The organism is Haliea sp. (genome assembly GCF_040222615.1).
Taxonomy (GTDB): Bacteria; Pseudomonadota; Gammaproteobacteria; order Pseudomonadales; family Halieaceae; genus Haliea.
This window is the reverse complement of the sequence record NZ_JAVKCQ010000140.1, coordinates 41,049-54,806: the sequence shown is the minus strand read 5'-3', so window position 1 is coordinate 54,806 and position 13,758 is coordinate 41,049. Positions and strand designations below refer to the sequence as shown.

At 64.3% G+C, this 13,758-nt stretch carries 13 protein-coding genes; 5 read left to right on the top strand and 8 right to left on the bottom strand.

Going from position 1 to position 13,758, the window contains the following annotated elements; translation table 11 throughout:
* Positions 1-75 precede the first annotated feature (75 nt).
* Positions 76-990 (top strand): hydrogen peroxide-inducible genes activator, encoded by a 915-nt coding sequence (locus RJQ10_RS11415; RefSeq protein ID WP_350146662.1) that lies wholly within the window; start codon positions 76-78, stop codon positions 988-990.
* Positions 991-1,047: 57 nt separating this feature from the next.
* Here the strand turns inward: RJQ10_RS11415 and RJQ10_RS11410 are convergent, their stop codons facing one another.
* Both RJQ10_RS11410 and RJQ10_RS11405 read right to left on the bottom strand, forming a co-directional pair.
* Positions 1,048-1,416 (bottom strand): hypothetical protein, encoded by a 369-nt coding sequence (locus tag RJQ10_RS11410; protein WP_350146660.1) that lies wholly within the window; start codon positions 1,414-1,416, stop codon positions 1,048-1,050.
* Between the two features lie 74 nt (positions 1,417-1,490).
* Entirely contained in the window at positions 1,491-2,534 is a 1,044-nt protein-coding gene (locus RJQ10_RS11405) for an SPOR domain-containing protein (protein ID WP_350146659.1), read from the bottom strand.
* 140 nt (positions 2,535-2,674) lie between these two features.
* Between RJQ10_RS11405 and uvrD the strand changes: the two genes are divergently transcribed.
* On the top strand, positions 2,675-4,825 hold the full coding sequence (gene uvrD / locus RJQ10_RS11400; RefSeq protein ID WP_350146657.1) for a DNA helicase II: 2,151 nt from the start codon (positions 2,675-2,677) through the stop codon (positions 4,823-4,825).
* 152 nt (positions 4,826-4,977) lie between these two features.
* On the top strand, positions 4,978-6,144 hold the full coding sequence (locus tag RJQ10_RS11395; RefSeq protein WP_350146655.1) for a TRAP transporter substrate-binding protein: 1,167 nt from the start codon (positions 4,978-4,980) through the stop codon (positions 6,142-6,144).
* Here RJQ10_RS11395 and RJQ10_RS11390 read toward each other — a convergent pair whose 3' ends face one another.
* The 3 genes from RJQ10_RS11390 to RJQ10_RS11380 are packed head-to-tail and all read right to left on the bottom strand — an operon-like array spanning position 6,145 to position 8,455.
* Positions 6,145-6,537 carry an acyl-CoA thioesterase gene (locus tag RJQ10_RS11390; protein WP_350146653.1) on the bottom strand — a complete coding sequence of 131 codons (393 nt, stop codon included), beginning with the start codon at positions 6,535-6,537 and terminating at the stop codon, positions 6,145-6,147.
* A 41-nt stretch (positions 6,538-6,578) separates the two neighbouring features.
* Positions 6,579-7,943, bottom strand: coding sequence for a TRAP transporter large permease (locus RJQ10_RS11385; protein ID WP_350146651.1), 1,365 nt, complete (start codon positions 7,941-7,943; stop codon positions 6,579-6,581).
* On the bottom strand, positions 7,943-8,455 hold the full coding sequence (locus RJQ10_RS11380) for a TRAP transporter small permease subunit (RefSeq protein ID WP_350146649.1): 513 nt from the start codon (positions 8,453-8,455) through the stop codon (positions 7,943-7,945). The genes RJQ10_RS11385 and RJQ10_RS11380 overlap by 1 nt, the downstream gene beginning before the upstream one ends.
* A 102-nt stretch (positions 8,456-8,557) precedes the next feature.
* Between RJQ10_RS11380 and yaaA the strand changes: the two genes are divergently transcribed.
* Both yaaA and RJQ10_RS11370 read left to right on the top strand, forming a co-directional pair.
* A complete protein-coding gene (yaaA, locus tag RJQ10_RS11375) occupies positions 8,558-9,337 on the top strand; it encodes a peroxide stress protein YaaA (RefSeq protein ID WP_350146647.1) in 780 nt (259 codons plus the stop codon).
* 34 nt (positions 9,338-9,371) lie between these two features.
* Complete coding sequence (locus RJQ10_RS11370; protein ID WP_350146644.1) at positions 9,372-10,835, top strand: flavin-containing monooxygenase; 1,464 nt, start codon at positions 9,372-9,374, stop codon at positions 10,833-10,835.
* Positions 10,836-10,847: 12 nt separating this feature from the next.
* Here the strand turns inward: RJQ10_RS11370 and RJQ10_RS11365 are convergent, their stop codons facing one another.
* The 3 genes from RJQ10_RS11365 to RJQ10_RS11355 are packed head-to-tail and all read right to left on the bottom strand — an operon-like array spanning position 10,848 to position 13,685.
* On the bottom strand, positions 10,848-12,014 hold the full coding sequence (locus tag RJQ10_RS11365) for a GNAT family N-acetyltransferase (protein ID WP_350146642.1): 1,167 nt from the start codon (positions 12,012-12,014) through the stop codon (positions 10,848-10,850).
* Positions 12,015-12,021: 7 nt separating this feature from the next.
* A complete protein-coding gene (gene ubiA / locus RJQ10_RS11360) occupies positions 12,022-12,891 on the bottom strand; it encodes a 4-hydroxybenzoate octaprenyltransferase (RefSeq protein ID WP_350146640.1) in 870 nt (289 codons plus the stop codon).
* Between the two features lie 32 nt (positions 12,892-12,923).
* Positions 12,924-13,685 carry a chorismate--pyruvate lyase family protein gene (locus tag RJQ10_RS11355; RefSeq protein WP_350146638.1) on the bottom strand — a complete coding sequence of 254 codons (762 nt, stop codon included), beginning with the start codon at positions 13,683-13,685 and terminating at the stop codon, positions 12,924-12,926.
* Positions 13,686-13,758: the final 73 nt, after the last annotated feature.

Genomic DNA, 13,758 nt, shown 5'->3' with positions numbered 1-13,758 from the left:
TGGTGATTCGCGGTATGAATTGACCTTGCCCGCTATTGTTCAGGCGGGCACGTGCTTGAGGACAGCTGAACGCCAATGATTTCCCTCAAACAACTCACCTATGCCCTTGCGGTTGCCGATACCCGCCATTTCAAGAAGGCGGCTGAGCAGTGCTCCATTTCCCAGTCGGCTCTGAGTACGGCGATCTCCGAGCTGGAGTCCCAGCTGGGCACTCAGTTGTTTGAGCGCGACAACAAGAAAGTGCTGGTAACGCCGGTGGGTGAGCAGATCCTGGCGCGGGCTGCGGCCATCCAGGTCGAGCTGGAAGATATCTATCGCCTCGCCCAGAACAGCAAGGATCCCCTGAGCTATCCCCTGAGCATGGGGGTCATTCCCACGATCGGTCCGTACCTGTTGCCCAAGGTGCTGCCCACCGTCCGGCGCGACTACCCCGATTTCCGCCTGAGCATCATGGAAGAACAATCCCATGTACTGGTGGAGAAGGTGCGCAGGGGGGAGCTGGACACCGCGGTACTGGCGCTGCCCTACAGCCACGAGGGTCTGCTGGCATTTCCGTTCTGGGAGGAAGACCTGTTCCTGGTGACCCATCGGGACAGCCCGCTGGGCAAGCGGACGCGGGTCAAGGCGGGGGATCTGCGCGAGCTGAGCCTGATGCTGCTCAAGGATGGGCACTGTCTCAAGGATCACGCCCTGGCGGTGTGCCACCTGCAGTCATCCAGTCTCGATGAAACCCTGGAGGGCGCCAGCCTCTATACCCTGATCCAGATGGTGGCCGGGCACATGGGTTCCACCCTGGTGCCGGAGATGGCGCTTGATCAGTTGCTCTCAGGCAGCTCCGAGCTCAATGCCCTGCACCTCGATGAGCCCGGCCCGCATCGGACCATCGCCTTTATCGTGCGGCCGAATTTCGGCGGCCTGGCGAATATCGAGGTGCTGAAGCAGCTGTTCAAAAGGGAGCTGGCCGTCCACGCCGCTGCTGCGCCGCGGTAGTCAGAAGGGGGGGTCGGGAGGGCGCAGGGGTCATCGGCCATCCCGACCAGCGGCGCCTCAGCCCGGGTTGGCGGCGCGGTATTCGCGGATTTCCGTATTGAACTGGCCGGCAACCGCTTCCTCGGTGGAGACTGCTGAGTTGTAGGCATCAATGGATTTCTCATAGACCGCTTGCAGCGCCTTCGGATCTTCTGCCTTGCCGCCTTCGATTGCCGTCTTTGCCGCGGTGAACTCGCCCTCCAGGCAACTCATGTACTCCAGGTTTGCGGCCTGGAAGGTCTTCACGGCCTGCTGGCCGGCTATCATTTCGTCCATGGTGGCAGAGGCGCCATCGGGCAGGTCGGGGGCCTCAGGCTGGACACATTCCGCCATTGCCATGGAACTGCCCAGGGCCAGTACTGCCAGCAGGGAATTTACAACTTTCATGGTGGTGCTCCTCAGTGAGTTTGGGTGAACCTTAGCAGCACCGGCGGGCGCTGCCAAGCTGGTGCGAGGCTCGTCTATTCGCGACCCACCCAGAGTTTGGACAGTCCGTAATCCTGCTCCAGTTTCCGGGCCACGGTTTGCGCCTGGCTGTCCGAGGCCAGGCCGATAACGCGCACGCGGTACAGAGTTGTACCGTCGCGTTGGGTTGCGGTGACGGTTACCTGGCCGGAGGCCGGCTGCAGGCGCGCGGCCCACTGCTCGGCCACGCTGCGTTCGCTATAACTGCTGAAATTGACGAACCAGTCGCCGCCAGCGGTCGCAGCCGGGTCCGGGGCGGGAGTCGCCTGTGCCACGGCTTGTTGTGGTTTGGCGGGCGCCGGCGCTGCGCGGGCGGTGGCGTCGCGTTGGGCAACGAGCTGTTGTTCCAGCCCCGCCAGGGTGTCGCTGAGCTGGCGGTTCTCATCCCGCAGCGCGGCGAGGGTTGTGCGCAGCTCGCGGTTGTCTTCTTCCAGGGTGCCGAGGCTGGCGCGAGTGCTGCTGATTTCTTCGGGCTTCGCGGCTACCGCCAGCAGTGCCTGCAGGTCGCGGATCTCCTGCTCCATGGCCGCGCGCTGTTTCATGACGCCATAGCCACCGGCTGCGAGCAGCACCAGCGCCAAGGCGGCAACGGCGATCAGCCCGACTGGCCAGGTATCGGTAAAGCGGGAAGCCTCTGTCGGCCGGTACTCGTCGTCCTGCGGCTCCTCTTCATCCCAGGAATCGACATCATCGTAATCATCCGCTTCGTCCTCGGAGGAAAACGCCTCTTCCTGCGGTTTGTAGGCGGGCGGGGCAGCCCTGACCGGGCTTACGGGGGGCATTGCGAGCGCCGGTGGCTCGCTGTCCAGTTGGGAACTGCCGCTCTCGTCATCCTCGTCCCCGTCCCCGTCCCCGCCCTCATCCTCGTCCAGCGGGTCGCGCACGCTGGTCTCGTCGTAGCGGCGGAAATCGGCTTCTTCCTCGTCACTGTCGTGACTGAAGCTGGGCAGGTCATCTTCGCTGGAATCCTCGTCCTGCCAGGGGTTCCAGTCCTCCGCGGAGTTGTCCTGGTCCCGATCATCGCGCCTGTCGTTGCTCATCCTGTCACTCCGGTCCGCCCCTGTGGCCATCGCGAATCTTAACAGAGGGCCGCGGCCAATGCTCTGCGGGGACGCCAATTGGACAACAGGAGAGCGGAATTGCTCGTTCGCCAGCGCCACAATTTGGGTAGAATGCGGCAATGGATGTTTCCGATATTCTCTCCCCCCTCAACGATGCCCAGCGCGAGGCCGTCGCCGACGACAGCCCGAACCTGCTGGTGCTGGCAGGCGCCGGCAGCGGCAAGACCCGGGTTCTGGTGCATCGTATCGCCTGGCTTGTCCGCGCCCAGGACGTGTCGCCCTGGGCAATACTCGCCGTGACCTTTACCAACAAGGCGGCGAGGGAAATGCGCTCGCGCATCGAGGAGATGCTGCATATTCCCGCCCACGGCATGTGGGTCGGGACTTTCCACGGCCTGGCTCACCGCTTGTTGAAGGCGCACTGGAAGGAGGCAAAGCTGCCGCAGAATTTCCAGATCCTGGACAGCGACGACCAGCTGCGGCTGGTCAAGCGGGTGTGTCGGGAGCTGGAGCTGGATGAGTCCCGCTGGCCGCCGCGGCAGGCCCAGTGGTATATCAATGCGCAGAAGGATGAGGGCCTGCGCGCGGCCCACATCAACCCGCCCCAGGGGGACCTGTTCGCCCAGACCATGCTGCAGGTCTACCGCGCCTATGAAGCGGCCTGCGAGCGCGGCGGGATGGTGGACTTTGCCGAGCTGCTGTTGCGCGCCCACGAACTGTGGCTGCACAGCCCGGCGGTGCTGCAGCACTACCGCGATCGCTTCCGCCAGATCCTGGTGGACGAGTTCCAGGACACCAACACCATCCAGTATGCCTGGCTGCGCGTGCTGGCGGGGGATCGTATCCCGGTGGTGGCGGTGGGCGATGATGACCAGTCCATCTACGGCTGGCGCGGGGCCAAAATCGAGAACATCCAGCGTTTCGGCGAGGACTTCAGCGGAACCCGCACCGTGCGTCTGGAGCAGAACTACCGCTCCACCCAGACCATCCTGCAGGCCGCCAACGGCGTCATCGCCCACAATTTTGGCCGCCTCGGCAAGGAGCTTTGGACCGAGGGGGAGTCCGGTGAGCCCATTTCTCTCTATGCCGGTTTCAACGAGCAGGACGAGGCCCGCTTTATCGTCGAACAGGCGGAGGCCTGGATCAATGACGGCAACGAGCGCGCTTCCATAGCCATTCTGTATCGCTCCAATGCCCAGTCCCGGGTGCTGGAAGAGGCGTTGATCCGCAGCGCTATTCCCTACCGAATTTACGGTGGCCAGCGTTTCTATGAGCGCCTGGAAATCCGCAATGCCCTGGCCTATATGCGATTACTTACTAACCGGGGAGACGACGCAGCTATTGAGCGCGTCATCAATACTCCGCCACGGGGTATTGGCAGCAAGACCCTCGAGACGCTGCGCCAGCTGGCCCGGGAACGGGGCATCCCCCTGTGGCAGGCAATCAACGGCGCCCGCGAGGAGAAGCTGCTGCCGGCCCGCGCCCTGGGTGCGCTGGAGGGATTCCAGGTGCTGATCAACGAGCTCGACTCCGGCACCGATGAGCTCGCCCTGGAAGAGCTGGTGGAGCATGTGATCGAGGGCTCCGGGCTGGTGGATTTCCACCGCAACGAGAAAGGGGAAAAGGGTCAGGCCCGGGTGGAGAACCTGGAGGAGCTGGTCAGCGCCGCCAAGCAGTTCAGCCCCGAGGGCGAAGAGCTGTCGCCCCTGCAGCAGTTTCTCGACAATGCCGCCCTGGACGCGGGCGACGCCCAGGCGGACGACTTTGAGGACAGCGTACAGCTGATGACCCTGCACTCCGCCAAGGGCCTGGAGTTCCCGCTGGTCTTCCTGGCCGGAATGGAAGAGAACCTGTTTCCCCACCGCATGTCCCTGGAGGAGCCGGGCAGGCTGGAGGAAGAGCGGCGCCTGGCCTACGTCGGTATCACCCGGGCCATGCAGCGGCTGGTTATCACCTACGCCGAGTCCCGCCGCATCCACGGCAGTGAGAGCTACAACACGCCCAGCCGGTTTATTCGGGAAATCCCGGCGGAGCTGCTGCGCGAGGTACGTCTGCACACGGCCATCAGCCGTCCGGTCAGCAGCCTGTCCCAGGCCGCGGTACCGGATACCGGCATAGCCCTGGGCCAGCGGGTGTATCACCAGGTTTTCGGCGAAGGGGTGGTGCTCAATTTCGAAGGCCGCGGCAACAACGCCCGGGTGGAGGTGAACTTCGATTTCGAGGGCAGCAAGTGGCTCGTGGTGCAGTACGCAAAGTTGCAGTTGTTATAGCTGGACGGCGTTCCGTCGGGCGGCGCTCCGTCGGGCGGCGCACCGTCGGGCCGAGCACGCCCGGGGCGGTCGGTCGCTGGTCAACCCCGGGCCCCCGGGGTAGACTGCTGCCAACGCCAATAAACTGATTTTCACCTGCAAGTAGAATAATCATGGCTCTGTCCCCGTTCGAACGCCGCTACACCCCCGCCATCATCCTGCTCCTGCTGGCCGCGCTGGTAGTCGTCATCGCCCTGTGGGCCAGCGAGCGCAGCGGCGGCATCGGTGCCCTGGCAGGGCGCGACGGGGTCCAGGCGGGCAGTGGCGACCAGGCCCGCTTTACCTGGAAGATCGTCACCACCTGGCCCAAGAACCTGCCCGGGCTGGGTTCAGGGCCGGAAAACTTTGCCCGCATGGTGGGGGAGATGAGCAACGGCCGCCTTACGGCCCGGGTCTACGGAGCCGGCGAGATGGTTCCCGCCTTCGAGGTATTTGATGCGGTGCGCCAGGGAGTGGCGGATGCGGGCCACGGTGCTGCCTATTACTGGAAGGGCAAGGTGCCGTCGTCAGTGTTCTTCACCGCTATCCCTTTTGGCATGACCGCCCAGGAAATCAACGCCTGGCTGCACTACGGCGGCGGTCTGGAGCTGTGGCGGGAGGCCTATGCGCCCTCCAATATAATCCCCTTCGCCGGGGGCAATTCCGGGGTGCAGATGGCGGGCTGGTTCCGCAAGGAAATCAACTCCCTTGCCGACCTGCAGGGCCTGAAGATGCGTATTCCCGGGCTGGCCGGCGAGGTGTTCAGCGCGGCCGGTGGCACGTCCGTGCGCATTTCAGGCGGCGAGCTGTATACCTCGCTGCAGACCGGCGTGATCGACGCCGCCGAGTGGGTTGGGCCCTACAACGACCTGGCGCTGGGCCTGCATGAGGTGGCCAAGTACTACTACTATCCCGGCTGGCACGAACCGGGTGCCATGCTCGAGTTCATCGTCAACAAGGATTCCTACGAAGCCCTGCCGCCGGACCTGCAGGCCATCGTCACCGCCGCCGCCCGCGCCGCCAACCAGGACATGCTCGACGAATTCACCGCGCGCAACAACGCCGCCCTGCGGGAGCTGGTGGAGAATCACGGGGTGCAGCTGCGGCAGCTGCCGGACGATGTAATGCAGGCATTTCATACTGCGGGCGAGCAGGCCATGCGGGATCTGGTCGCTGCGGATCCCATGGCGGCGAAGGTTTACGCCTCGTTCATTGAGTTCTACGCGGGGGTGCGGAACTATCACCACATCTCCGAGCAGGCCTACATCAACGCCCGGGACGAGGTACTGGGCAGGGACTGATCAGTTGCTGATGGCGCGGGTCCTGCCCTTCTCGTCGATCGCAACGAATACGAACTCCCCCTCGGTGACCTTGATCGGATCGCCGTCGTGCTTGGAGTTGATCCACACTTCCACCACGATGCGCACAGAGCTGCGGCCCACTTCCAGTACGTCGCAATAGCAGGCCACAACAGCGCCCACATGCACCGGGGTCAGGAAAGCCATACCCTCAATGGCTACGGTGGCAACGCGGCCTCCCGCGACATCCGTGGCGGTGACGGAACCGGCCATGTCCATCTGCGAGACCAGCCAGCCGCCGAAGATATCACCGCTGGCGTTGGTGTCCCGCGGCATGGCGACAACCTGCAGGGCCAGGTCGCCCTGGGGCATGGGTGTGGTGTCGATGTCGTTCATGTGAAGCCTGGTTGTGTGGTCCGAGTAACGTTGCCGGGCCCCTATTGTTTCAGGGCGGCGGGCAGCCATGTTGCCAGGGCGGGCCACACCCAGAGGGCCGCCAGCACCAGCAATTGAATGATTATAAAGGGAATCACGCCCCGGTAGATAGCGCTGGTACGAAGCTCCGGCGGCGCCACGCCGCGCAGGTAGAACAGGGCGAAGCCAAAGGGCGGAGTGAGGAAAGAGGTCTGCAGATTGATGGCGATCATGATGCCCAGCCAGATCGGGTCCAGTCCCATCATCAGCAGCACTGGTCCCACGATCGGCACCACCACGAAAGTGATCTCGATAAAGTCGAGGATGAAACCGAGCAGGAAGATCACCAGCATCACCACCAGCGTGGCGCCGAACACGCCGCCGGGCATCTGCCCGAACCAGTGGTGGATCAGGTCCTCGCCGCCGAAGCCGCGGAACACCAGGGAAAACACCGCCGCACCGATCAGGATCATGAACACCATGCAGGTGACCTTCATGGTGTCGATCATTGCCTCGCGCAGCCGCAGCGGGGGCATCTCGCGCTTGGCCAGGGCCAGCAACAGGGCGCCCACCGCGCCAACGCCGGCGGCCTCGGTCGGGGTGGCGGCGCCCGCCAGAATGGAGCCCAGCACCACCGCGATCAGCACCAGTGGCGGCACCAGGCTGCCCAGCAGTTCGGCCAGCGCCACCGGCTCGGTTTCCACATTGGGCGCCAACCGTGGCCGGAACCTGGCGACAGCCATGATGTAGGCCAGATACAGCATTACCAGCAGGATCCCCGGAATCAGGGCGCCGACGAAGAGGTCGCCGACCGACACTGTCTTGGGGTTGAAGATACCCATGCTCAGCTGCGCCTGCTGGTAAGCATTGGAGAGCACGTCACCGAGCAGTACCAGAGCGATGGAGGGTGGAATGATCTGGCCCAGGGTGCCGGTGGCGCAGATGGTGCCTGCGGCCAGGGAGGGGCTGTAGCCGCCCTTGAGCATGCTCGGCAGGGACAGCAGGCCCATGGTCACTACCGTGGCGCCGACGATCCCGGTGCTCGCCGCCAACAGCATCCCCACCAGTATGACCGCGATACCCAGGCCCCCGGGCAGCGAGCCAAAGCTCCGGGACATGGTGCCCAGCAGCTGCTCGGCGATCCGGGACTTCTCCAGGATCACCCCCATCAAAATGAACAGCGGTACGGCGATCAGGGTGTCGTTGCTGATGGTGCCGAAAATGCGCGCCGGCAGCGCTGCCAGGAACGCGGGATCGAAATGCCCGGCAATGACGCCCACTGCGGCAAAGGCCAGCGCCGTGCCCGCCAGGGTGAACGCTACCGGGTAGCCTAGCATCAGCAGCAGGCAGATCGCGGCGAACATGTAGAGCGCTATGTAGCCGTCCATCAGCCCCGCCCCCCGACCAGGACAGAGGCGTTGCGCAGGGTTTCCGCCAGGGCTTGCAGGAACAGGTTGATGGCGAGCAGCGGCAGCAGGGTTTTCAGCAGGAACACCGCCGGGATGCCACCGGCTTCGGCCGAGGTTTCGCGGATTATCCAGCTTGCCTCGACGTAGTCCCAGCTGGAAACGAGAATGAACCCGCACATGGGCAGCAGGAACACGATGCCGCCGATCGCGTTGATCCAGGCCTGGCCCCGGGGCGAGAAGCGCCGGTAGAAGATGTCCACCCGCACGTGGCCGTCGTGCTTCAGGGTGTAGGCGGCGCCCAGCATGAATACGCAGCCATGCAGGTAGGTGATTGCCTCCTGGGCCATGATGGAGCCGGTATTGAAACCGTAGCGCAGCAGCACCACCGCGGCGGTGAGCAGGGCCATCGCCAGCAACAGCCATGCAAGGAACCTGCCGCAGGTCTCGGTAAAGCGGTCAATGGTGTGCACAGCAAGTGTCAACAGGGCCATCTGTTATTGGTCTTTTTGAACAAACCGGTGCAGGGTATCATAGGCGTTATAGTTGGGCACAAGCTGCATCAGCCCGATCAAGCCCCTGACGGACCCGTTTCCATGCTGACACTGATTTCGCCGGCGAAGACGCTGGATTTTGACACGCCTCCCGCCACCCGCAAAAGCACCCAGCCCCGCTTCCTCGAGCAATCCACGGCGCTGGTGGAAGACGCCCGCAAACTGGACCCGGCGGCCATCCGTGAGCTGATGGGCGTCAGCGAGGCGATTGCAGAGCTCAACCATCGCCGGTTCCACAACTGGACTACTCCTTTCAGCCTCGACAACGCAAAGCAGGCGATCCTCGCTTTTCGCGGTGACGTCTATACCGGCCTGGAAGCGGATACCCTGGGCAAGGCACAGCTGGATTTCGCGCAAAAACACCTGCGCATCCTCTCAGGCCTGTATGGCCTGTTGCGCCCGCTGGACCTGATGCAGCCCTACCGCCTGGAAATGGGCCTCAAGTTCGCCAACCGCGGCGGTAGCAACTTGTACCAGTTCTGGGGCGGGGAGATCACCCGGGCCATCAACGCCGAGCTGGGCAAGAGCGGCAGCCGGGTACTGGTGAATCTCGCTTCCAATGAATACTTCAAGGCGGTGCAGCCCGGAGCGCTGGATGCCGATATCATCACGCCCCAGTTCCGGGACCTGAAGAACGGCAAGTACAAAGTCATCAGCTTCTACGCGAAGAAGGCCCGGGGCCAGATGGCGCGCTTCATCATCGAAAACGGGCTCAATGACGCCGACAGCCTGCTGCAGTTCAGCGTCGACGGCTACAGCTACAATCGCCGGGAATCCGGCCCCCGGGAACCGGTGTTTACCCGCAAGGCGCCGACCGCCTGAGCGGCGTCTCCGATAACGATAACAGGGACACAACATGAACGGCGGCACACTGCACCAGGTCATCATCATCGGCGCGGGCATGTCCGGCCTGTGCGCCGGGGTCCGCCTGCACGCTATGGGCATCGACGATTTTGTGATCCTGGAGAAGTCCGCCGGCGTGGGCGGCACCTGGCACGACAACACCTACCCCGGCGCCTGCTGTGATGTCCCCTCGGTACTCTACAGCTTCTCCTTTGAGCCCAACCCGAACTGGTCCCGCGAGTACTCGGCGCAGGAGGAAATTCGCGCCTATTTCGAGCACTGCGCGGACAAGTATGGTTTGCGCGATCGTCTGCGGCTGTCGACCGCCGTGCGCTGCGCGCGCTTCGATGAGGGCGCCGGGGAGTGGGAAGTCACGCTGGAGTCCGGTGAACAGCTGCGCAGCAAGGCGGTGATCAGCGGCCTGGGCCAGCTCAACATCCCCAATACGCCGGAGTTTGCGGGCGCTGGTTCCTTTCGCGGCGAATCCTTCCACTCCGCCCGCTGGCGCCACGATATCGACCTCACCGGCAAGCGGGTCGCGGTGATTGGCAATGCCGCCAGCGCCCTGCAATTCATTCCCCACGTCGCGGCACAGGCGGCTCAGCTGCATGTGTACCAGCGCAGCGCGAACTATGTGATCAAGCGCAACGACAGCTTTTATACCGAAGCCCAGAAGCGCCGGTTCGCGCGTTGGCCCTGGCTGCAGAAACTGCACCGGGCCGGGGTATACATCCGCGGGGAGCTGCTGTTCTACCCGGTTTTGCGCAACAGTCGCTTGTTGCGGCCGCTGTGGGAAAAATGGGCCCGGGAGCACCTGGAAGAACACATCCAGGATCCGGAATTGCGCCGCAAGCTCACTCCGGACTATCCCGTGGGTTGCAAGCGGATCCTGGTTGCCGACGATTATTACCAGGCTTTTGCCCGTGCTAATGTGGATCTGGTCACCTCACCGATTACCGCCATTGATGAACAGGGCGTGGTCACGGAAGACGGTGTGGCGCGGCCGGTCGACGTTATCATCTATGGCACCGGATTCAACACCTCGGCGATGCTGTCCGGGGTGGATTTCATTGGCGCCGGCGGGCGCAGCCTGAAGCAGGCCTGGGCCGACGGCGCCGAGGCCTATCGCGGTGTCTGCGTCGCCGGCTTTCCCAACCTGTTCATGCTCTACGGCCCCAACACCAACCTCGGGAGCAACTCCATCATCTTCATGGTCGAGCGCCAGGTGAACTATATCGCCGCGTGTATCGACAAGCTGCTGGCCCACGATCTGCGGTCGCTGGCGGTGAATGCCGCGGTCATGCGCGCCTACAACGACCGCCTGCAGGGCGACATGGCGGGAACGGTGTGGGTGGCCAACTGCGACAGCTGGTACAAGAACGCCGCCGGCAAGGTGGTCAACAACTGGCCCCGGTCGACGCTGTATTATTGGTGGCAGATGCGCGCCCCGGACTTTGCCGATTTCGACATGACCTGACGCCGGCGCAACTCAGCTGTCCCGGCGAAAGGGCAGCAGGTTGGCGGCATCCTGCCGGTAGGCCTCGATGTGGGGCCGCTCCCGGCGGGTAAAGTCGGCAACCGCCGCCGCCAGCTGTGGGTCGGCTATCCAGTGATTGGAAAAGGTGTGTACCGGGCGGAAGCCGCGCTGGATCTTGTGCTCGCCCTGGGCGCCGGGGTCGAAACGCTGCAGCCCCTCGCGGATGCAGTACTCGATTCCCTGATAATAGCAGGCCTCGAAGTGCAGGCAGTCGAATTCCTCGATGCACCCCCAGTAGCGCCCGAACAGCGTGGTTGCCGAGCGGAAGTAGAGGGCGGCGGCCACCGCCCTGGCGCCGTGCGCTGCCACCACCATGATCACCTGGTCCCCGAGCGACGGGGCTGTCTGCAGGAAAAAGTCGCGCGTCAGGTAGCCACCATGGCCGCTGCGCTTGGCATAGGTGAGCTGGTAGAAGCGGTGGAACTGCTCCCAGTGTGACGGGGTGATCTCGGCGCCGCGCAGCAGCTGCAGCCGCAGGCCCTGCTCCCCGACGCGCTCGCGCTCCCGGCGCAGGTTCTTGCGCTTGCGACTGGCAAAGGTTCCCAGGAACTGGTCGAAACTGTCATAGCCCTCATTGAGCCAGTGGAACTGGGTCGACATGCGCTGGGGCAGCCCGGCGGCCAGCAGGCGGGCGGAGGTGTCTTCCTCCGGAAACAGCAGGTGCCAGGAGGAAATGCCCCTGGCGTCGGCAAAGCTGCGGATGGCCGCCAGGGCGTGGTCCCACAGGGCATCGCTGTCGAACCCGGCGGCCACGCACAGGCGGGGTCCGGTGGCGGGGGTGAAGGGAATCGCCGATACCAGCTTCGGGTAATAGCTGAGGCCTGCGCGCTGCCAGGCATCGGCCCAGGACCAGTCGAAAACGTATTCGCCGTAGGAGTGGGACTTCAGGTACAGGGGCAGCAGCGCTATCAGCCGCCCGCCCTGGCGCAGCAGCAGGTGGCAGGGCTGCCAGCCGGTCGCGGCGGTCGTACAGGCGGTTTCCTCCATGCCGAGCAGAAAGGCATGGCGCAGGAACGGGTAGTCGGTTGCGGCGACGGCATCCCATTCGCTGGCACTGACGCCGGCGAGGGAATCGATAAATTCGGCGACGGGCAGGCCCGCTGCTTCGGTGGCGGCCATGACCTGTTCAGTGACCTTGGCTTGCGTAGTGCAGGGCAATACCCATGAATATGACCAGTCCCACCCAGTTGTTGTGGCGGAACGCCTTGAAGCAGGCGTCCCGGTGCCGGCTGCGTATCAGGTACTGGTGATAACCGAACAGCAGCGCCACTGCAACCAGACTGAGATAATAAATGCCTCCCAGACCGAACCGCTGGCCGGCGAGAAGCAGGGCGAGCAGACACAGCAGCTGCAGTGCCGCCAGCACCAGACGGTCGGCGTCGCCAAACAGGATGGCGGTGGACTTGATACCCACCCTGAGATCATCGTCGCGGTCCACCATCGCGTACTGGGTGTCAAACACCATGGTCCACAGCAGATTGGCGATATACAGCAACCACAGGGCACTGGGCAGCTCGCCCAGCTGGGCGGCAAAGGCCATCGGGATGGCCCAGGAGAACGCTGCCCCCAATACCACCTGGGGCCAGTAGGTGAACCGCTTCATGAATGGGTAGGTGGAAGCCAGCAGCAGACCGCCCACGGACAGCAGTATGGTCAGGGTATTGGTCAGCAGCACCAGACCGAATGAGGCCAGGCAGAGCACCAGGAACAGGATGCGGGCCTGGGTGACGGAGACTTCACCCGTCACCAGCGGTCTGGTGCTGGTGCGCTCGACGCTGCCGTCCCAGTGCCGGTCTGCCAGGTCGTTGACGATGCAGCCGGCAGAGCGCATCAGGAAGGTTCCCAGGGCGAAGATCAGCAGCAGTTTTGGCTCCGGCAGTCCGTCGGCGGCGATCCACAGCGCCCACAGGGTCGGCCACAGCAACAGCAGGGTGCCAATGGGCTTGTCGAAGCGAACAAGTTTCAGCAGGGGGACGATGTTGACGCCTTGACGCATGATCGGTAGCGGTGGGGAAACAAGCTGCAAGCTTACTGGTTTACGCCACCGATTGCAGCGCTTACCTTGCCGCGCCGGCTGCGGTGCACCGGCAGGGTAGCATCCCAGGGGTTGAAGCCCTGCAGGAATACCTCACTGACCAGCAGGCGCTTGCCGCGGATATCGAAGCAGGAGCGCCGGGCCCAGGCGTCGTCCTGCTGGTGTATCCACGGTGCCATGTAGGCGCTGTCGCCGGCGAGACGGGCCAGCTCGAAGGGGCTGCGCTGCATGGCCGGAAAGCGGAACAGGATGGCGCCCAGGGAGCGGTTTCGCAGTTTGCGCAGGTGCGCCAGTTCACCGCCCAGGCTGCTGATGGGAAACACACTGCGGGCAAATACCACGGCGCGCTCATCCAGGCGCAGCAATACTTCGCGAACCAGCGCGCGCTGGCGGGGCGGCACCTGCAGCAGCGCCTGCTCGGAGGGCAGGGGAACCTGCCAGCCCTGGTCGAGGCGCAGGACATTGAAGCGGCCGGCGTCGAGCGCGATCAGCCGGGCGGTGAGCGAGTCGTCATCCAGCAGCCAGCGGCGACAGGCCGCGGGCAATTCCGCGGCGGTAAATTGCTGCACGCGGCGCCAGCGCGGGTCGCGGGCGCTGTGGGCCGTCAGGTTGGCGGGCACGTCGCGGGTCTCCCCGGGCAATCCAAAGGCGGGAGCATGCGGCAGTAGTGGCCGGCGTGCAAGGGCAGCAGACGCGTCCCGGCCGCGCTTGCGCTGGATACGGGCGGGGCTCCCCGGCAGGGTCGGTCCCCGCATGGTGTCCCGGTGCCTGGCTGCGGTAAGCTTGGAGCGGCGCTGGCTCCGGCCCGCCTCCGGGGTGGCAACAGGG

Excerpts from the sequence above, each read along its gene's own strand:
- RJQ10_RS11390 (WP_350146653.1), bottom strand. The coding sequence starts at position 6,537 with ATGAACGACATCGACACCACACCCATGCCCCAGGGCGACCTGGCCCTG.
- RJQ10_RS11410 (WP_350146660.1), bottom strand. The coding sequence starts at position 1,416 with ATGAAAGTTGTAAATTCCCTGCTGGCAGTACTGGCCCTGGGCAGTTCC.
- RJQ10_RS11355 (WP_350146638.1), bottom strand. The coding sequence starts at position 13,685 with ATGCGGGGACCGACCCTGCCGGGGAGCCCCGCCCGTATCCAGCGCAAG.
- ubiA (WP_350146640.1), bottom strand. The coding sequence starts at position 12,891 with ATGCGTCAAGGCGTCAACATCGTCCCCCTGCTGAAACTTGTTCGCTTC.
- yaaA (WP_350146647.1), top strand. The coding sequence starts at position 8,558 with ATGCTGACACTGATTTCGCCGGCGAAGACGCTGGATTTTGACACGCCT.
- RJQ10_RS11380 (WP_350146649.1), bottom strand. The coding sequence starts at position 8,455 with ATGGCCCTGTTGACACTTGCTGTGCACACCATTGACCGCTTTACCGAG.
- RJQ10_RS11395 (WP_350146655.1), top strand. The coding sequence starts at position 4,978 with ATGGCTCTGTCCCCGTTCGAACGCCGCTACACCCCCGCCATCATCCTG.
- uvrD (WP_350146657.1), top strand. The coding sequence starts at position 2,675 with ATGGATGTTTCCGATATTCTCTCCCCCCTCAACGATGCCCAGCGCGAG.
- RJQ10_RS11365 (WP_350146642.1), bottom strand. The coding sequence starts at position 12,014 with ATGGCCGCCACCGAAGCAGCGGGCCTGCCCGTCGCCGAATTTATCGAT.
- RJQ10_RS11405 (WP_350146659.1), bottom strand. The coding sequence starts at position 2,534 with ATGAGCAACGACAGGCGCGATGATCGGGACCAGGACAACTCCGCGGAG.
- RJQ10_RS11370 (WP_350146644.1), top strand. The coding sequence starts at position 9,372 with ATGAACGGCGGCACACTGCACCAGGTCATCATCATCGGCGCGGGCATG.
- RJQ10_RS11385 (WP_350146651.1), bottom strand. The coding sequence starts at position 7,943 with ATGGACGGCTACATAGCGCTCTACATGTTCGCCGCGATCTGCCTGCTG.
- RJQ10_RS11415 (WP_350146662.1), top strand. The coding sequence starts at position 76 with ATGATTTCCCTCAAACAACTCACCTATGCCCTTGCGGTTGCCGATACC.